Here is a 19,156-nt window from a genome sequence, read left to right as displayed (position 1 = left end):
TTCAGCTGCGTCGGGCGGTGTTGACACTACAGCGCCGCGTTCGCCATAGTACGTGTGTATATAGAAGCTCGGTGTTCGATAATTACAACACACTGATGCAAGGGGAATGCCCGTGATCGACGGTCGAGAACGATCCGCGTCGGAGTTGGCTGCCGTCGATGTGCTCATCGTGGGAGCAGGGCCCGTCGGGCTCACCTTGGCGAACATCCTCGGTGCCCGGGGCCTGCAGGTTCTCATCGCCGAGGAGCGCGATGTCCTCATCGACTACCCGCGCGGAGTGGGCCTGGACGATGAGTCCATGCGCGCCTTCCAGGGCATCGGGCTGGCAGGAAAAGTCGAACAACACCTGATTCCGAATCAGATTCTGCGATTCGTCAACGGCGACGGTGATCTTCTCGCGGAGATGGCACCGAGCCAGGCGCAGTTCGGCTGGCCGCGACGCAACGGCTTCGTCCAGCCGCTCGTGGACGCAGAACTCCTCGAAGGTCTCGGACGTTTCGACACCGTCGAGGTGTGCTGGTCCACTCCGATGCAGTCCCTGCGCGAAGACGGCGACGGAGTCGTCGTCGAACTCCTCGACGGCGGCGCACTTCGCGAGGTGCGTGCGCGATACGTGGTCGGCTGCGACGGAGGGAAGAGCCGGACCCGCCACATCATCGGAACCGCATTCGACGGTGTCACCTCGTCCACGCGCTGGCTCGTCGTCGACCTTGCCCATGATCCCCTCGGCTCGCCGAACAGCTATGTGGGCGCCGACCCCGAGCGGCCGTATGCCTCCATCTCGATTGCCCACGGCATCCGGCGCTTCGAGTTCATGCTCATGGACGACGAACACGACAGCGAGGTCGACGACATCGGATTCGTGCGCACACTTCTGGGTCTGCATATCCCCCGCCCGGAGGATGCCGAGATAATCGCGTACCGCATCTACACCCACCACTCGCGGATCGCGGGCGAGTTCGGCCGCGGCCGCATCTTCATCGCGGGCGACGCAGCCCACCTGATGCCCGTCTGGCAAGGGCAGGGATACAACAGCGGTGTGCGCGACGCGGTCAACCTCGGCTGGAAGCTGGCTGCGGTGTGCGCCGGGCAGGCCGACCCCGACTTGCTCACCACTTACGACGCGGAGCGACGCGGGCATGCCCGAGCCATGATCGACCTGTCGACCATGGTCGGACGGGTGATCTCGGTGCGCGACACGCGTCTTGCCTGGTTGCGCGACCGGGTGCTTCGCGCGGCGGCGGCGCTCCCCACTCTCAAGCGCTACATCCTCGAGATGCGATTCAAGCCTATGCCGCGATACGAGACGGGAGCGGTGGTGCCGCTTCCCGGTAAGGATTCGCCGGTCGGCCGGATGTTCATCCAACCCGAGGTCGTCACCGAGAACGGCCGGTGCCTGCTCGACGAGGCGCTCGGAAACTGGTTCGCGGTGCTCTGCTGGAACAACGATCCCACCGCTGTGCTCGACAAGCCCAGCGTGGAGGCGTGGTGCAAGATCGGCGCGCGACTCGTCGCCGTCGTTCCTGCGGCCCAGATCGGGCAGACCTCGTACGACGAGAGCGTGACGGTGGTCGGCGATCCGGGGCAGCTCAAGGCGTGGTTCGACGTGCACCGCGAGTCGGTCCTGTTCCTGCGGCCCGACCGCTTCGTCGCTGCCGCAGGCATCGCGCAGGACGCGAGTCTGCTGTCGACGCGACTGTTGAGCGCACTGCACATGGAGAAATTCGTGGCCGACAGCCCGTCGGGCGCCGCCGCGGGCTGACGAGCGCCGACATTTCGGTAGAGGGTTCGACTATTTGCTTGACGGTGGTGCCTCTGTTGGGGAACAGTGTCCAATGACAAGACGCATCGTCTATCGAACTGAGTGGCCGCTGATCCGACGGGCGTGAGGAATCGGGAATGAACAAGGGTCAGGACAGCCGCACCGAACAGCTTCCGCTCGAGGACTTCGTCGTCGTCGACCTGTCCGTCGGTGTCGCAGGCGGATACGGGACCCGGCTCCTGGCAGACGGCGGTGCACGGGTTCTGAAAGTGGAAGCCGCGGACGGCGACCCGCTGCGACGCTGGTCCGGTTCGGGTGCCGAGATCGGGGACGGCGAGAGCGGTCCGCTGTTCCAGTTCCTGGCGGGCGGCAAGGAAAGCCTCGTCATCGACCCCGGGGGAGCGGATGCCGCAGAGCAGGTCGCGTGTCTGCTTGCGAGCGCCGATGCGGTCATCTGGTCGTCCGACTCGCCCTTCGCGAGCATCGCAGAACTGCATCCGAGGCGGCTGAACTCCGACCATCCGCATCTCGTCGTCGTGTCGATCAGCCCCTTCGGGCTGGAAGGCCCGTGGAGCGATAGGGCTGCAACCGAATTCACGCTCCAAGCGTGGTCCGGTGCGATCGTCGGCCTTGGCCGTGGCGCGCCTGATCGCGCGCCGGTTCAGGTGGGTGGCCGGGTGGGGCAGTTCGTGACCGGCACCTACACCGCCATCGGGGCACTGACCGGACGTGTGAATTCGCGTTTCACGGGTCGTGGGTGCCTCATCGACCTGTCGATGCTCGAGGCGATCGTGCTGAGCCTGACGTACTACCCAGTCACCTACCACGACGTGATGGAGCGACCGTGGCGCACCGAGCGGGCACTGGTGCTCCCCGGCGTGCAGCAGGCTGCCGATGGCCTGGTCGGAATGGCTTGTGGCACGCTGCAACAGCGTCAAGACCTCTACGTGATGATGGATCATGCGGAATGGATCGAGGACGACGCCATCATGTCCCGTCCGGCCGAGGTGGCGCCCCTGATTGCCGAATGGGTCGCCGCGCGCACCGTCGACGAGATCCGAGAATTGGCGATCGCCTTTCGAATCCCGAACGCTCCCGTCGCTGATCCCGGCAACGTTGCCGCACTCGACCACTTCCAAGTGCGCAAGGTATTCGTCGAAAACCCGTACGGGAAGTTCCTGCAGCCTCGCCAGCCCTTCCGGATCTCGTCGTTCACTTGGTCTGCGCCACAGCCGTCTCCGCCTCTCGGTGCACACGGCGACCTGACCGGACGCATGCGCACACACCACGACGGCGACGGTATCGACTTGCCGTTCGCCGGACTGCGGGTGCTCGATATGACGGCCTTCTGGGCAGGCCCCACCTCGACTCATCTGCTGGCCTTGCTCGGCGCCGATGTCATACACCTCGAGTCCGTTGTGCGGCCGGACGGTGGCCGACTCGTCGGCGGTGTGTCGGGTGACACCGAAATGTGGTGGGAGCATTCACCTATCCATCTCGGCGGAAACGCAGGCAAGAAGAGCGTCACGATCGACTTCACCACCGATGAAGGGCGCACACTGCTCGAGCGTCTCATCGAATCCTGCGATGTCCTCGTGGAGAACTTCACACCGCGAGTCCTCGATCAGGCCGGATTGAATTACGAGCGGGTACGGGAAATCAGGCCCGACATCGTGATGGTGCGTATGCCGGGTTTCGGACTCGACGGCCCCTGGCGCGACATCGCCGCATTCGCCTACTCGATCGAGGACGCCGCGGGCCTGACCTGGATGACGGGATACCCCGACAGCAACCCTCTCGAACCCTCCTGCATCGGAGACCCGAATGCCGGTATGCACGCGGTGTACGGCCTGTTGCTGGCGCTCGAACACCGAGCGGCCACCGGCGAGGGCGCGCTCGTCGAAGCGTCGATGATCGATGCGGCACTGAGTATCACCGCCGAGCAGATCATCGAGTACACCGCGACCGGGTCGATCCTGACGCGACAGGGCAACCGAGGGCCGGACGCCGCTCCGCAAGGGTTGTACCGGACCAAGGACGTCGACGAGTTCGGCCGGCTCGACAGTTGGATTGCGCTCGCCGTCGAGGACGACACTCAGTGGGGTGCGCTTGTCGAAGCGCTGAGCGAGATCCCGGAGCTCGAGGATTCTCGGTTCTCCTACCGTGCAGGGCGTTTCGAGCACCACGACGAGATCGACAAACTCATACAGGCGTGGTGCGAGGAACGGGACTCCGAGTTCATCGTCGACCTCCTGTGGAGTGCAGGTGTCCCTGTTGCGCGGATGATGCAACCGCACCGCCAGACGGAGATCGAGCAGCTGAGCACGCGGAGGTTCTTCGAGGACATGGAACATCCTGTCGTCGGTCGCTACCGGCAGAGCACCCTGCCGTTCACCATGACCGGACTGCCCGACCGTCTTACGCAGCGACCGGCACCGCTGCTCGGGCAACACAACGAAGACGAACTGAAAGCGCTCGGTGTCACCGACGACGACCTGCGCGCATTGGAACAAGACGGCGTGATCGGCCGGGCTCCCGCTCGGTGAATCAAGTACTGAACTCGAGGAGCGCACATGTCGAACAGTGAACCGCCGTCGGCCGAAGAGATCATCCTCTATGAGAAGGATCCGGCCTCGAAGATCGCGACCATCACGTTCAACCGGCCCGACCGTCTGAACGCTCCGACCGTCGAAGCGCGACTGCGCTACGCCGACCTTCTTCACCGGGCGAGCATCGACGACGACGTGAAAGTCCTGGTGGTGCGGGCCGAAGGAGACGATTTCGGCAGTGGGGTCGACCTGCCGGACTTCATGGCCGGTATCGAGGACGGAGACTCGGCGGAGCGCCTCAAGGAGTTCCGGATCGACGACCCCGACGTCGTCTATCCGCCGAAGGATTCGTACCGCAACATGGGCAACTACGGGCCGTGGTTCGCCGACGCGCAATCCGGCTGCCGGAGCCTGCAGGAGTTCAACAAGATCAGCATCGTCGAGGTCAAGGGCTACTGCTACGGGTGGCACTTCTACCAGGCAGCCGACGCCGACCTCGTCATCGCGTCCGACGACGCACTGTTCGGACACGCAGCGTTCCGCTACGTCGGTTGGGGCCCGCGCATGTGGACATGGGCGATGACAATGGGAATACGGCGCTTTCAGGAGATGGTGTTCACCGGCCGACCGTTCACCGCCGACGAGATGTACGAGTGCGGCTTCCTCAACAAGGTCGTGGCCCGCGAAGACCTCGAGGACGAGGTACAGACGTACGCGAAGGCGTGCGCGCGCAACCGTCCGACCGACACCGTCGTGATCCAGAAGATGTTCTTCCGGATGATGAAGCAGCATCAAGGTGAGTACATGGGGAGTCTCCTCACCGGTATGGTCGAGTCCATGGGGCGGCTCGTCCGTCCGGACGAGCACGAGTTCCATCTCGATGCCGAGATGATGGAGGCGGGGCTGACGAATTCGGTGAAGGCGAACGACGAGAATTTTCCCCCCGAGTTCAGGCTCAGCAAGGCCGCACGGCTGCGCCCCTAGTCACTGTTGCGGTCCCGGTTAGGATCACCGACTCATGAGCACAACTCCACGACTGTCCATGCGCGAGCGTCAACGCAACCTGACCCGGCAGAGCATCCTGGATGCCGCCCTGGAGGCGTTCGCCGACCGCGGCTACTTCGCCACCACGGTCGACGACATCGTGCAGCGGGCCGGCATCGGGCGAGCAACCTTCTACCTGCATTTCGACGGCAAGGCCACCGTGTTGCGCAATCTTCGCGACGCGCGGATGGTCGAGTGGCAGACCAAGGACGGCTTCAACTGGGGACACAAGCAGGCTGCATCGGTGCGGAAATTCTTCGAGCGGATGGTCGACTTCTATCTCGAGGCGCCGATCCTCTACAAGACGCTGCACGAGGCGCGCGCAGCCGATCCGGAGTTCGCCGCGGAACACATGCGCACGATGGAGGAGTTGGTCGTCGAATGGTCGCGCACCAAGACGTCGGCAACCACGGAGCAGCTGCGTCTCAGTGCCGCGATGCTCTACTCGATGCTCGACTACTTCATGCATCTCTGGCTGATCCAGGGGTGGGAGATCGAGCGTGAGCGCGCGATCGACGCGATGTCGGATGCACTGCTGGCCGCGATGCGCTGAGGTCAGGTATCGGTCTCGAAGACCGTGCGCAAGGCGGCGTAGACGTCGTCGAGGAAACGCCGGGTCTGGCGTGTGCGAGGGCGGGCGACGAACCCGCCGTGGATCACCCCGGGGTAGACATGGAGTTCGACGGGAGTGCCGGCGCGGGACAGCTGCGCGGCATAGTGCAGGTTGGAGTCGAGCAGCGCGTCCACGTCGCCGATACCGATGAATGCCGGTGCTGTGCCGCGCAATTCGTTTGCTTCGGCTCGGCCGGGCGCGGCTGTTGCCGGTGGTGTCGTGCCGGAGAGTTCGCCGAGATACGCCCGCCACGAGTGACGTTCGGCCTCGAGTCGCCACAGACCCCAATGCCCGGCGCCGCCCTCGAGGGCAAGGAGGGAACCGTGCTCTCGGTCGTCGAGCATCGGGTAGACCAGCAGTTGCAATGCGGGCTGGGGCAGGCCCATCTCGGCGAGGCGGATGCACAGCGCGGTGGCGAGTCCGGCGCCTGCGCTTGCGCCGCCGATGACGAGGCGGCTCGGGTCCACGCCGAGTGCGTCGGCGTTCGCGAGGAGGTGACGCCAGACCGTCTCGGCGTCGTCGAGCCCCGCGGGGTAGGGATTCTCGGGTGCCAGACGGTAGTCGACCGACACGACCGCGCAACCGATGTCGGTGGCGAGGAGGTCGAGCCGATCATCGTTCTCGTCGAGGCCACCCATGATGAACGCACCGCCGTGGAAGTACACGACCGCGGGGAGAGGGCCCGGAGTGTCCCGAGGCCGGTACCAGCGGACGGGGATTCCTGGTCGCTCGGCGGTGCCGGGGACGACGTCGTCGACCCGCTCGACTCGGTCGTTCGCCGGGACGCTAGGGGGAGTGACCTTGGCATAGGAAGCGCGGATGGTGTCGATGCTCGTGGTGTCCCACCGGGTCAGGTGGTCGAGCTGTGCGAGTGTTGCCGGTTCGACCCTGCGATGCACCGCGACGGCGGGCTCGGTGGGGCCCTCGAACACCGGAAGCGAGGAGATGCGGGTGTGCAGGCCCGTCGCGAATCCGGCGAGGTCGGTATGGCCGAGTGTGTCGACGACCAGTGCGGGTTCATGTCGGGCCCGTACGCGCTCTGCGAGTTCGGCGGCAAGAGGATGCGTTTCCGGCGCGTCGAGGACGGCGATGCGGCTCGGATCGGCACCGAAGTGATCGGCGGCCACCGAGCGGGCCCATTGCAGGGCGCGGTCGCTGTCGTCGAGTGCGCTGTCGGGGCGAACGGGGACTTCGACCACCACGAGGCCGTCGTCGGCGAATTCGCGGTAGGTGTGCGAATTGTCGCGGGTCAGGATCAGCAGCAGAAATCGACCCGCGGGAGCATGCTGCGACGCGAAGGTTCGGACGATCAGCCCGGCCCCCACCTCATGGGAGTCGTTGCTCGCCATCCCATCCCCTGTCTCGAATAGTGCACAACAGTGTGTAGTAAATGCAACTCGACGGTATCTGATGGCATTGGGCGCCACAAGGTTCCGCCCGTGACTCTTGACGGAGAGCGGACCACTCGACCAGTATGTGTGTATATAGAACCAAAGTGTTCGTTAAATACACAAGCCTTCGGATCACTCATCAGACCGAGAAGGAGCCGCACGTCATGACGGAAGCTCGGCAGAACTCAGCCCCTCAGATCGACGCTCCGAATGCGACGGAGGTCTTCGCGGCCTGGCTCGCGGAGTTCGCCGCAGCGATCGAGAACGGCTCGGAGGTCGAGTTGGGGGCATGCCTGCATCCCGATGCCACGTGGCGCGACTTCATGGCCTTCCCGTGGGACTTCCACCACGCCGTAGGCGGCGAGCAGACTGCCGGTCGGCTGATCGAGCTCGCCAAGGAGTGGAGCGCGTCCGGCTTCTCGGCAAACAACGAGCAGCAGCCCTTCCTCTCCGGCGACGACGTCATGGGATTCTTCGACTTCACCACCAACGACCGGATCGACCGGGGATTCGTCCGGCTCGTACGTGATGGGTCGCGGTTCGTCGCGTTCACGCTGCAAACCCAGGTCGAAGCGCTCAGTGCATTTCCGGAGGCCACCCGTCACCGCCGCCCCGAGGGCAAGGTCTACGGCGTCGTCCCGGGCCGCACGCGCTGGGCCGACGATCGCCGAGGCGAGACGTCGTTCGAGGACCGCGACCCCACCGTGCTCGTGCTCGGCGCAGGACACAACGGCCTTGCCCTCGCGGCGAGGCTGGGCGCCCTCGACGTCGACACACTGGTGATCGACAAGGAAGCGCGTATCGGCGACACGTGGCGCAAACGCTATGCATCGCTCGCATTGCACAGCACCGTCTACGGCGACCACCTGCCGTATCTTCCACTTCCCGCGACCTGGCCTGCGCATACCCCGAAGGACAAGTTCGCGAACTGGCTCGAAACATACGCCACCACACTCGACCTCAACGTGTGGACGAGCACGACCTTTCTGAGCGGTCACTACGACGAGGAAGCCGAGCGGTGGACCGTACGTGTGCAACTGGGCGACGGATCGATCCGCGCATTGCACCCGCGCCACTTCATCGTCGCGGGTGGCATGTTCGGTTCACCGCGCATCCCGGAGATCAACGGACTCTCGGAATACCGCGGTGTCGCAGTGCATTCCGACGAGTTCCAGGACGGCGCACGCTACGCGGGCAAGAAGGCGCTTGTCATCGGGTCGGGGGTCAGCGGACACGAACTCGCACACGACCTCTGGGAACACGACGCCGACGTCACCATGGTGCAGCGCACGTCGACCTACGTCGTCACCTACCCGAGCTACCACAAGTACTGGTCGACGCTGTTCACCGAAGACATGACGCTGACGCCGGACTTCGCCGACCAGATGACCTACGCCCTGCCCAACGAACGGGTCGACGAGTTCAACAAGGAACTCGTGCAGCTCGCGAAGGCGGCCGACAAGGAGCTGCTCGATGCACTCGAATCCCAGGGATTCAAGCTCAACTGGGGGCCTGACGGCACCGGGATCATCGGTGCACACATGTCCGGCAAGGACAGCTACCAGATCGACATCGGGGCATCCCAGCTGATCGCCGACGGTCGCGTCCGCCTGAAGCAGGGCGTCGAGGTAGCAGAAATCAAGGACGGAACGACGGTGGTATTCACCGACGGGTCGGAGCTGCACGACGTCGAGCTGATCGTCTTCGCGACCGGCTACCACCAGTTCTGGGGCCACTTGAAGCCGGTCCTCGGATCCGCGGCGGCGAAGATCGACAAGGCGTACGGCCGTGCCGCCGACGGCGAGTACGCGAACACCTGGCGCCGATCGGCGCAACCCGGACTCTGGTTCGGCACAGGATTCATCCGGATGGCGCGCTTCTACACCCGATTCACGGCGCTGCTGATCAAAGCGATAGAGGAGGGCATCGAGCCGATGGATCCGGAAACCCGCAAGCCGTAGGGCTCGACCCGAACTTCGGTGTTCTCAACGGCGTATATCGCTGTCGAGAACACCGAAGTTCATCGTCCGCGCAACGCGCCTCGCTGGATCTTGCCGGTCGCAGTCTTCGGGAGTGCCTCGAGCACGTGGACCTCGCGGGGCCGCTTGTATGCGGCGAGACGTTCACCCGCGAATGCGACCAGTTCGGCCGGATCGGTCGTCTCTCCCTCTCGCAGCGACACATACGCGACCACTGCTTCACCCCGATACTCGTCGGGCACGCCCACCACCGCGACCTCGAGGACCGAAGGGTGCTCGTAGAGAACGTCTTCCACCTCGCGCGGCCATACCTTGTAGCCCGAGGTGTTGATCTGATCCTTGATGCGATCGACGAGATAGACCCAGCCTTCGTCGTCGATGATGGCGACATCGCCGGTGTGCAGATGCCCACCCGGAAGCGTGCGCTCGGTTGCTTCTTCGTTCTGCCAGTAGCCGGGAATCACCTGCGGCGCGGTGACGACGAGTTCGCCCTCCTGCCCCGGTGGTTGCGCGCGTCCCTGAGCGTCGACCGTGACCACCTCGACGCCGCGTGTCGCGACGCCGACGGAGAGCGTCCCGCTCGGACTGTGCACAGGAGCCGCAACACCGGGCGGCACAGCGATACCCCCGCCGGTCGTCTCGGTCATGCCCCAGATGTTGTGGAGGTACACGCCGAACCGGTCGCGGAAGGCGTCGATCGTCGCGGGCGGGATCGGAGCCCCACCGGAGTAGATGCGCTTCGCGCTCGCGAAATGGTCGGTACCTGCGTCGGGGACGCCGAAGAAGGCGTTGAACGCGGTGATCGAACCGACTGTCGTCGTGACCTCGTGCTCGCGGATGGTGTCGAGCGCGACCGACGCCTCGAACCGTCCACTCATGCTCAGGGTCGCATCGCTCATGAGTGCGATCCCGGCGTTGAGTGAGAGCCCGGTGATGTGGAACATCGGAGCGATCGCGTAGGAGACGTCGCCGGCGGCGAACCGGATCCACTCGGCGTAACCCGCCACCGCGCACAGAAAATTGCGGTGGGTGTTGAGCGCGCCTTTCGGTGGCCCGGTCGTACCGGAGGTGTAGGTGATGAACGCGATGTCGTCGCCGTCGTGCATGATTCGCGTCGGACGCTGACCGCGTCGTGCAGCGAGAACTGTGGTGAGGTCGCCGTCGGGGGAGGGCGCGGGATCCGGTTCGGTGAACACTCGAGGGTCGTTCCGCGTCTGGAAGTCGCGCGACGACGCCGAGAGCAGCCACCGTACCGGGGTTCCTACCAGCGCGTTGCGCGTCGCCTCGTCGGTACCACGGGCGACGATGATCCCCGTGGTGCCGGAGTCCTCCACCAGCCGCCGTAACTCCTCGCCCCGGTACATCGGGTTGAGGGGCACGGCGATGGCCCCGGCCTTCCACACGGCCAGCAGACTCAGCGGGTAGTACGGGATGTTCTGCAGATAGATACCGATCCGGTCGCCTGAGCGCACACCCCGCGCTTGCAGCTCGGCGGCCAGCGCATCGGTCAGCGAATCCAGGGCGGCGGTATCGATCGCGCCGTCGAAGTACCGGATCGCCGCGCGGCCCGGTCCGGCGGCGACCCGCTCGCGCCACGCCTCGACGATCGAGCCGGACACGGTCACCGGTCCGCGCCGACTGCGTGCCGGCCAGCGATCCAGGCGAATGTCATTGCGGGGCCGAGCGTTCCGCCGGGGCCACCGTACGAGGCGCCGGTCGGCGACGAGACGTTGCCCGCCGCATACAGACCCGTGATCACGTCACCGTCGAGATCGATGACGCGGGCATACTCGTCGACCTTGGGTCCGCCTTTGGTGCCGATGACGCCTGCGGTCAGTTCCATGGCGTAGAACGGTCCGTCCGTGATCGGGCCGAGGGTGCCTTCGATGCTGCCCTTCTTGTACGGGTCGCCCCACCACCGGTCGTGAGCGCTCTCGCCCCTGCCGAAGTGCGGGTCCTTGCCCGCCGCGACGTTCGCGTTCCACTGTTCGACGGTGCGTTCGAGTTCGTCGCCGGGGATGCCGAGTGCCAGAGCGAGGTCGTGAAGGGTGGGAGCCTCTGTCAGCCACGGGGGTGTGGCGCCGGTGTAGGGCCGACCGGTAGATCCGTAGGTGGTGAGATAGGTGTGGTCGAAGATCAGCCACGCGGGCAGGTTGGCGTACTGGAATGCGGTGACGTCCTCCTGGTGGAAGGCACCCACGACCGAGTTGTAGCTGACGGCTTCGTTGGTGAAGCGCCGCCCGGTGCGATTCACCATGATGCTGCGTGGTCGTGTGCGGTCACCGTTGATCATTTCGAGGTTCATCGAATTGATGCCCGCGGGGAGTTCGGTGATGGGGATCCACCAGGCTTCGCGCATGTTCTGAAGTGCAGCTCCGGCACGCATCGCCATGCGCAGGCCGTCGCCGGTGTTGGTGGGGATCGAGGCGGGCTTCGTGACGTGACCGCGGAGGAATGCGGCGCGGTATTCCTCGTTCCACTCGAATCCGCCGGTGGCGAGGATGACAGCCTGGGTGGCGCGGAGGGTTTGCCGTCCTTCGGCGGTCTCGACGACCACACCCGTCACCCGACCGTTCTCGACGATCAGGTCGTGTGCCGCTGTCGACAACTCGATTGTGACGCCGACGCGCAGGCACGCGTTCAGGAGATGGCCGACGAGCCCCCCGCCCATGCCCCGTAGGTCTTCGGCCTCACGACGTGCCTTCTCCTCGTCGGTGGGCGCCTTGGGGACTGCACACCCGATCGCGGTCTCGTCCATCCGAAGGTAGGGGGAGTAGTAGGGGGTCACCTCGACCTTGTCCTGCCACTCGCCCAGAGTGGAGAAGGGGAACAGTTCCTGCCCGAGTGTCCGGCCACCCTCCGGCCTGCCGCCGGGATTGGACGGGTGGTAGTCGGGAAGTCCTGGCACGGCGAAGAACTCGACGCCGCCCTCGTCGGCGAGTGCACGCACCATTTTCGGTCCGGCGTCCACGAAGGCGCGTGCCAGGCGTTCGTCGAGGATGCCGCGTCCGAGCGACATCAGGTAGGTCATCGCGTCGTCGGTGCTGTCCGTCGCGCCGATGCCGGGCATGTACGGGTTGTTCGGGATCCACAGGTGGCCTCCGGACCACGCGGTGGTGCCGCCGATCCGGTTGTTCTTCTCGACGACTGCGACTCGCGCACCTTCGTGTGCTGCAGTGAATGCGGCGGTGAGTCCTGCAGCGCCGCTGCCGAGGACGATGACATCGTATGTTTCGGGTTCGGACACTCCGGCCTCCGGTTCGAGTGGGCTCTTGTGGGGTGGTGTGATCCCGCTTACCATAGCGAACGTGCATCAATAGAGACCAGGTGTTCAATAATTACAACACGACGCGATGAGATGATGGGCGAGTTACCTATGCGGGAGACGTACGACGTAATCGTTCTCGGGTCCGGAGCCGCCGGTCTCACAGCGGCGCTCGCCTCCGCACTCGAGGGTGCCGACGTCGCGGTGTTCGAGAAGTCCGACCTGGTCGGCGGCACCACTGCCCTCTCCGGAGCAGGAATCTGGGTTCCCGGAAACCCCGTCGCGGCAGGCAAGGGCGTCCAGGACTCGCTCGAGGAAGGCATGACGTATCTGTCCAGCCTGTCCAACGGCATGATCCTGCCCGAGCTGGCCGAAGCACTGATCTCCGGTGGCCCCGGCTTCGTCGAATTTCTGCACGAGTACACCGATCTACGGCTTCAGCTCGTCGAGGGCTATCCCGACTACCACCCCGAACACCCCGGCGGGAAACCCGGCGGTGGCCGGACCCTCGAGCCCGGACTGTTCTCATTCGCAGGGATCGAAGAGTGGATCGACCGTATCGCCGGCGACATCCAACGCATCATGCTCGTCGAAATGCCGCTCGGCGGCGGGACGGGCGTCATCGCACCCGAGATTCTCGCTGCCCGCGCAGAAGCAGAGGAAGAAGGGTTGGGCCGCGCACTTGTCGGCGGCCTCCTGAAGGCGTGCCTCCAGCGCGGGGTCGACCTCCGGACCGGAACCCGGGCACTGCGGCTGTGTACCGACGACGATGTCGTCGACGGTGTCGAGGTCGAGACCGCCGACGGAGTGCGCGCAGTCGGGGCCTCCGCTGTCGTCCTTGCGACGGGAGGATTCGAATACGACCCGGACCTCGTGCGCGACTTTCTGCGCGGCCCGCTGACGCGTCCCATCGGTGCACCGACCAATACCGGTGACGGCCTGCGAATGGCTATGAGAGTCGGTGCCCGCCTAGGCAATATGCGTGAGGCGTGGTGGTCTCCTTCGGTGCCGTGCCCCGGCATCCGGCGCGACGGGTCGCCGGTCGCGATGCTGTCGTCACGCGAGCGCGCGCTCCCCGGCTCGATCATGGTCAACCGTTACGGTCGCCGTTTCGCGAACGAAGCCGCGAACTACAACGCCTTCGGTGGTGCCTTCCATCATCTCGACGAGTCACGGCTCGACTACCCGAATCTTCCGGCGTACATGATCTTCGACCAGTCCACCGTCGACCGGTTCGGCGTGTTCGGCGCTCGCCCGGGGGCCCCGGTTCCCGAGTGGGTCACCCGAGCATCGTCCATCTCGGAACTGGCTGCAGCACTGGATCTTCCGATCGACGCGGTGACGGACACCGTCGCTCGCTTCAATGACCACGCGGCGCAAGGTGCGGACCCGGATTTCTCGCGGGGTAGTAGTGCGTTCGATCGTTTCCCCGGTGGAAGGATGGGCGATCCGGATTCCCCTGGCGCCACATTGGGTCCGGTCCGAACGGCACCGTTCTATGCCGTCGAGGTGATCAGTTCGGCGCTCGGCACGAAAGGCGGACCCCGCACCGACGTCGAGGGGCGGGTTCTCGATGTCGACGGCGACGTGATCGAGGGGTTGTATGCCGCGGGCAATGTCATGGCCAATCCCAGCGGGATGGTGTACGGCGGTGCCGGAGCCACCCTCGCGGTCGCGGGGGTGTGGGGGATCGCCGCAGGTCGGGCGGCTGTCGCAGACAAGGTTCCGGCGCGCTCCGAAGTGGCGCAGACCTGAGTGAACGCACGGACAAGCCGATTCGGTCAAAAGATGGACGCATCGTCTATTGACTTGCCGGACCATCCATCTATAGCGTGTGACTGGGATTACAGGACGACTCTCGATGCCACCTCTGATCTGAAGGACAGCCATGGCGACTCGGCGCTACCTCCACCTGAACCTCGTCGGCAACGACGTCAACCTCCACATGGGGGCTCCCGCCTACGAACAGCAGCACCACGCCGACACAGCCCTCGTCGATCCATTCGAACGGCTCATGACCTACGGGCACCTCGGCGACGAAGGGTTCTTCACCGCGATCTTCCTCGGCGACGTACCCGGCATGCCGAACTCGCCTGCCTTCGACGGCGGACCGGCCGAGCCGATCACCGCGCTGACCGCGATGGCCCGCGAGACCAAGCACGTCGGGCTCATCGCCACCGCGTCGACGACGTTCTACGACCCGTACACACTCGCGCGTCTCATCGCCTCGCTCGACCAAGCGTCCGACGGCCGGGCCGGACTCAACGCGGTCACCACCGTCGGCGACGCACTCGCGCTGAACTACAGCAAGACCAGCCACCCCGACCGCGAGACCCGATACCGCCGCGCCACGGAATTCCTCGACGTGACCGAAGCCCTCTGGGCCAATCGTGAGGTGCGCCGCGATCCCGATGGCGTCACGCGGTACTACGCTTCCCCGATCAATCACAAGGGCGAATCCTTCAGCGTGATCGGCCCGCTCAACGTTGCACCGAGCAGACAGGGCCGACCGCTGGTCGCGCAGGCGGGCGGGTCCGGACCCGGTATCAAGGTCGCCGCACGGCACGCCGACATGGTGTTCACCGCGGCATCCAACCGGGAGCGCGCAGCCGCATACCGGGAGGACCTCGACAAGGCGCTCGCCGACGCGGGACGCCCCGTCGGGAGTGTCCCGGCCGTTCCCGGCCTCATCCCCTACGTCGCACGCACCGCGAAGGAGGCCGAAGAGCAGATGCTCGCCCTGGACGAGTTCGTTCCGTGGGAACTCCTCGCGCCGAAGGTGCTGGTGCAATTCGGGTTGGAGCCGATCTCGTTCGACAGCGTCGAAGACCGGTTCCCGTTCGAGAAGATGCCGAAGCCCGCCGACGTCGAGAAGACCATCAAGAGCACCTTCGGGAACTACGTCGGTCTCTACGACTGGATCGAGGCGCACCCCGGCGCCACCGTCCGCGAGGTCACGGCGCAGTCCCTCGGCCGAGGCGGTGCGCAGCACCGCAAGTTCGTCGGCTCGTACGACGACATCGTCGACGATTTCGAGGCCTGGTGGAGCGACGGCAACGTCGGCGGTTTCAACCTCATGTTCCCCGTCGGCCCGGCGTCGATCCGCGAATTCATCGACGAGGTGATTCCGCGCATGATCGATCGCGGCATCTACCGATCCACCCCCGACGACCGGCCGCTGCGGGAGCGCTTCGCGTGAGCCGTGCACTGCCGCGAGGTGAAAGGAACCGAGCATGCAGGAGACGTTGACGCCGCCGGGCCCGAAACCCGAAGGCTTCGACCCGGATTGGGTGCGGGCCAAACACGCCTACGAGCGTGCCAAGCGACTCCGGCGCGACGGAGTCGAGCAGTTCGTCGAAGTCACGGCCGAATTCTCGCACTGGGAGGACGATCCCTACGTCGAGCGGACCCCGCGCGATCCCGTGAACGACGAGGTCGAGATCCTGATGATCGGTGCCGGTCTCGGCAGCCTGATCGCCGCGGCGCGCATGCGCGAGGCGGGCCTCGACGGCATCAGACTGCTCGACCGGGCGGGCGGCGTCGGCGGAACCTGGTACTGGAATCGCTACCCGGGCATCCAATGCGACATCGAGTCGTACATCTACATGCCGCTCCTGGAAGAGCTGGGCTACATCCCCACTCAGAAATACGCCTACGGCGCCGAGATCCGCGAACACCTTGCAGCGATCGCCCACCACTACGACTTGGTTCGCGACGCGCTCTTCCGCACCACCGTCACCGAGATGGTCTGGGACGAGACGGAACAACGCTGGAACGTCCACACCGATCGCGGCGATCGTATCCGCGCCCGGGCGGTGGTGGTCTCGCCCGGCTCGCTCGTACGTCCGAAACTGCCCGGCATTCCCGGTATCAACGAATTCGAAGGGCACACCTTCCACACGAGCCGATGGGATTACAGCTACACCGGCGGAAACGAATTCGGTGGCCTGTCAGGGTTGCAGGACAAGTCGGTGGGCGTCGTCGGCACCGGTGCCACCGGACTGCAGGTGGTGCCTCACCTCGGCAGGTGGGCCCAGCAACTCTACGTGTTCCAGCGGACACCGAACGCCGTCGACGAACGCGGCAACAAACCCACCGATCCCGACTGGGCTGCGAATCTCGAGCCCGGTTGGCAGCGCGAGCGGATGGAGAACTTCACCCGTTACACCGCGGGCATGGAAAGCCACGTCGACCTCGTCGACGACGGCTGGACCCGGGTCGCCTCCGAGGTCACCAAGACTGCGATCCAGCAGGAAAACGAACGCCGTGGCACACCGATGACGCCGGAGGAGATCGGCGAGTTCCTGTTCGAGGCCGACTACAGGTCCATGGAACGGGTGCGTGCCAGGATCGACTCCGTCGTCACCGACAAGGCCACCGCCCAAGCACTCAAGCCCTGGTACAAGCGGCTCTGCAAGCGAGTCGGGTTCCACGACGAATTCCTGCCCACGTTCAACCGCGACAACGTCGAGCTCGTCGATACCGACGGCCGCGGAATCGAGCGGCTGACACGCGACGGGGTCGTCGTCGGAGGCACCGAATACAAGGTCGACGCGCTGATCTTCGCAACGGGATACGACGTCAGCAGCAGCTACACCCGCCGCGCCGGATTCGATATCATCGGTCGCGACGGAATCCACCTGAGCGACAAGTGGAAGAGTGGACCGCGTACCTTCCACGGCTTGCAGTCCCACGGATTCCCCAACTGTTTCTTCCTCGGGTACACGCAGACCGGCATCGCGAACAACTACACGCACACCGCCGAGGAACGCGCCCGCCACCTCGTCTACCTGCTTACGCAGCGCATCGAGCGAGGAGCCACCACCATCGAGGCAGACCTCGAGGCGGAGGACGGCTGGGTCGCCACCATGAAGGAACTCGGCAAGGCGGGCCAGGCCTTCTACGCGGACTGCACCCCCAGCTATCTCGACAACGAGGGCGACAGCGGCAATCCCGACGGCCTCGTCGCAGCCAACTACGGCGGCGGACCGATCCAGTTCTTCGACCTACTGGCCCGATGGCGGGACAGCGGGCAGATGGAAGGCGTCACGCTCACCTAGCGTCCTTGGTTCCAGTCACGGTTACGGAGTCGATTGTCAATGAGAGTCGAGATCATCGAAGAGCGATGCGTCTCTGCAGGCCAGTGCGCCGCAATAGCGCCCGGGGTGTTCGATCAGCGTGACGAAGACGGCGTCGTGGTCCTGATGGATGCGCATCCGTCCGAAGAACACTGGGATTCGGTTCGTCAGGCAGCAGCATCGTGCCCCGCGGTCGCCATCGCATTCGAGGAGTGAAACAGACATGTCAGAAAATTCCACGACCGACGTCGACGAGGCCGTTCTCAGCTTTCCCGTCGAACGCGACGCACGCTGCCCGTTCGACGTCCCTGCTGCACTTATCGATTCGGCGGCCGATCAACCTGTGCGGCGAGTCCGTATCTGGGACGGCAGCACGCCGTGGCTGATCACGGGCAACGCCGAACTGCGTGTACTGGCATTGGATCCGCGTATCAGCACCGACGATCGCCTGACAGGCTTCCCGCACTGGAACGCGGGCCGGGCCGCCATCGCCCCGATGCGACCCGACAGCATCTTCAACACCGACGGCCCCGGTCATCTGCGGCTCCGCCGCATGATGACACGCACTTTCTCGTACAAGCGCGTAGAAGCGCAGCGCGAGAAGATCCAGCAGGTGACCGACAAGCTCATCGACGACATGCTCGCCGGGCCGAATCCGGTCGACCTCGTGCCCGCATTCGGTCTACCGCTTCCGTCGTTCATGATCTGTGAGCTGCTCGGGGTTCCCTACGACAATCATGACTTCTTCCAGGAGCATGCCTCGGCCGCGATGGATCGGTACGCCACACCGGAGTTGCAGGAGCGGCTGTTCACGGCGATGCGCGGCTACATGCGCGAGGTCATCGAAGAGCGGCTTGCGTCGACGGAAGAGTCGACAGGTGTGATCTCGGAGTTCGCCGACAACATCCGGGCGGGCGAGATGACGATCGACGAAGGCGTTGCGCTTGCCAACGGGCTGCTGTCGGCGGGTCACGAGACGAGCGCAGGCATCATCTCGCTCGGAACGCTCGCGCTCCTCCAGAATCCGGAACAGCTCGAGTACCTGCGCCACAACGACGATCCCAAGGCCATCGCCACAGCGGTCGAGGAGCTACTGCGGTATCTGAGTATCGTCCACAACGGGCAACGCCGCATTGCTTTGGAAGACATCGAGATCGGTGATGTCGTGATCCGCGCCGGCGAGGGGGTCGTTCTCGACTATTCCGCCGGTAGCTGGGATGCCCGGACCTTCGACGATCCGCGGCACTTCGATGTGGCACGGGTGTCGAACAAGCATCTCGCGTTCGGATTCGGACCGCACGGGTGCATCGGCCAGCAGCTCGCCCGCGTCGAACTCCAGGTTGCTTTTGCCACGCTCATCCGCCGCATCCCGACCCTGAAGCTTGCCGTGCCCATCGAACAGATCGAGTTCAAACACGACCGGCTCGCCTACGGTGTCTACTCCCTGCCGGTGAGTTGGTGACCGGCAGGGAGTA

13 protein-coding genes are annotated in these 19,156 nt (G+C 65.1%); 10 read left to right on the top strand and 3 right to left on the bottom strand.

Annotation, left to right across the window (positions count from 1 at the left end):
* The first annotated feature begins 112 nt into the window (after positions 1-112).
* The 4 genes from mhpA (at position 113) to ACTDXD_RS05400 (ending at position 5,908) form a co-directional block, all read left to right on the top strand.
* Positions 113-1,762 carry a bifunctional 3-(3-hydroxy-phenyl)propionate/3-hydroxycinnamic acid hydroxylase MhpA gene (mhpA, locus tag ACTDXD_RS05415; protein WP_440126147.1) on the top strand — a complete coding sequence of 550 codons (1,650 nt, stop codon included), beginning with the start codon at positions 113-115 and terminating at the stop codon, positions 1,760-1,762.
* Positions 1,763-1,899: 137 nt separating this feature from the next.
* Complete coding sequence (locus tag ACTDXD_RS05410) at positions 1,900-4,308, top strand: CoA transferase (protein ID WP_440126146.1); 2,409 nt, start codon at positions 1,900-1,902, stop codon at positions 4,306-4,308.
* A gap of 27 nt (positions 4,309-4,335) precedes the next feature.
* On the top strand, positions 4,336-5,295 hold the full coding sequence (locus ACTDXD_RS05405) for an enoyl-CoA hydratase/isomerase family protein (RefSeq protein ID WP_440126145.1): 960 nt from the start codon (positions 4,336-4,338) through the stop codon (positions 5,293-5,295).
* A gap of 34 nt (positions 5,296-5,329) precedes the next feature.
* Positions 5,330-5,908: a TetR/AcrR family transcriptional regulator gene (locus ACTDXD_RS05400; protein WP_440126144.1), complete on the top strand. Its 579-nt coding sequence runs from the start codon at positions 5,330-5,332 to the stop codon at positions 5,906-5,908.
* A 2-nt stretch (positions 5,909-5,910) separates the two neighbouring features.
* Here ACTDXD_RS05400 and ACTDXD_RS05395 read toward each other — a convergent pair whose 3' ends face one another.
* On the bottom strand, positions 5,911-7,317 hold the full coding sequence (locus tag ACTDXD_RS05395) for an alpha/beta hydrolase fold domain-containing protein (protein ID WP_440126143.1): 1,407 nt from the start codon (positions 7,315-7,317) through the stop codon (positions 5,911-5,913).
* A 206-nt stretch (positions 7,318-7,523) separates the two neighbouring features.
* Here ACTDXD_RS05395 and ACTDXD_RS05390 point away from each other — a divergent pair, with 206 nt between their 5' ends.
* Complete coding sequence (locus ACTDXD_RS05390) at positions 7,524-9,320, top strand: NAD(P)-binding domain-containing protein (protein ID WP_440126142.1); 1,797 nt, start codon at positions 7,524-7,526, stop codon at positions 9,318-9,320.
* A 59-nt stretch (positions 9,321-9,379) separates the two neighbouring features.
* Here ACTDXD_RS05390 and ACTDXD_RS05385 read toward each other — a convergent pair whose 3' ends face one another.
* Both ACTDXD_RS05385 and ACTDXD_RS05380 read right to left on the bottom strand, forming a co-directional pair.
* Positions 9,380-10,963, bottom strand: coding sequence for a class I adenylate-forming enzyme family protein (locus tag ACTDXD_RS05385; protein WP_440126141.1), 1,584 nt, complete (start codon positions 10,961-10,963; stop codon positions 9,380-9,382).
* The gene (locus tag ACTDXD_RS05380; RefSeq protein WP_440126140.1) at positions 10,960-12,585 is read right to left on the bottom strand and encodes an FAD-dependent oxidoreductase; all 1,626 of its coding nucleotides are present in this window, start codon (positions 12,583-12,585) and stop codon (positions 10,960-10,962) included. Before ACTDXD_RS05380 ends, ACTDXD_RS05385 begins: the two co-directional genes overlap by 4 nt.
* Positions 12,586-12,714: 129 nt before the next feature.
* Here ACTDXD_RS05380 and ACTDXD_RS05375 point away from each other — a divergent pair, with 129 nt between their 5' ends.
* The 5 genes from ACTDXD_RS05375 to ACTDXD_RS05355 all read left to right on the top strand — a co-directional run bounded on the left by ACTDXD_RS05375 (position 12,715) and on the right by ACTDXD_RS05355 (position 19,143).
* On the top strand, positions 12,715-14,358 hold the full coding sequence (locus ACTDXD_RS05375) for an FAD-dependent oxidoreductase (protein WP_440126139.1): 1,644 nt from the start codon (positions 12,715-12,717) through the stop codon (positions 14,356-14,358).
* 133 nt (positions 14,359-14,491) lie between these two features.
* A complete protein-coding gene (locus ACTDXD_RS05370; protein WP_440126138.1) occupies positions 14,492-15,802 on the top strand; it encodes an NtaA/DmoA family FMN-dependent monooxygenase in 1,311 nt (436 codons plus the stop codon).
* Between the two features lie 34 nt (positions 15,803-15,836).
* Entirely contained in the window at positions 15,837-17,663 is a 1,827-nt protein-coding gene (locus ACTDXD_RS05365; protein ID WP_440126137.1) for a flavin-containing monooxygenase, read from the top strand.
* Positions 17,664-17,702: 39 nt separating this feature from the next.
* The gene (locus ACTDXD_RS05360) at positions 17,703-17,897 is read left to right on the top strand and encodes a ferredoxin (protein WP_440126136.1); all 195 of its coding nucleotides are present in this window, start codon (positions 17,703-17,705) and stop codon (positions 17,895-17,897) included.
* 7 nt (positions 17,898-17,904) lie between these two features.
* A complete protein-coding gene (locus ACTDXD_RS05355) occupies positions 17,905-19,143 on the top strand; it encodes a cytochrome P450 (RefSeq protein ID WP_440126135.1) in 1,239 nt (412 codons plus the stop codon).
* Positions 19,144-19,156 lie beyond the last annotated feature (13 nt).

The sequence above is a fragment of the Rhodococcus sp. SJ-3 genome, from assembly GCF_051918125.1.
Lineage (GTDB): Bacteria > Actinomycetota > Actinomycetes > Mycobacteriales > Mycobacteriaceae > Rhodococcus.
The sequence above is the reverse complement of the archived record's forward strand: the minus strand, read 5'-3'. Positions and strand labels throughout refer to the sequence as shown.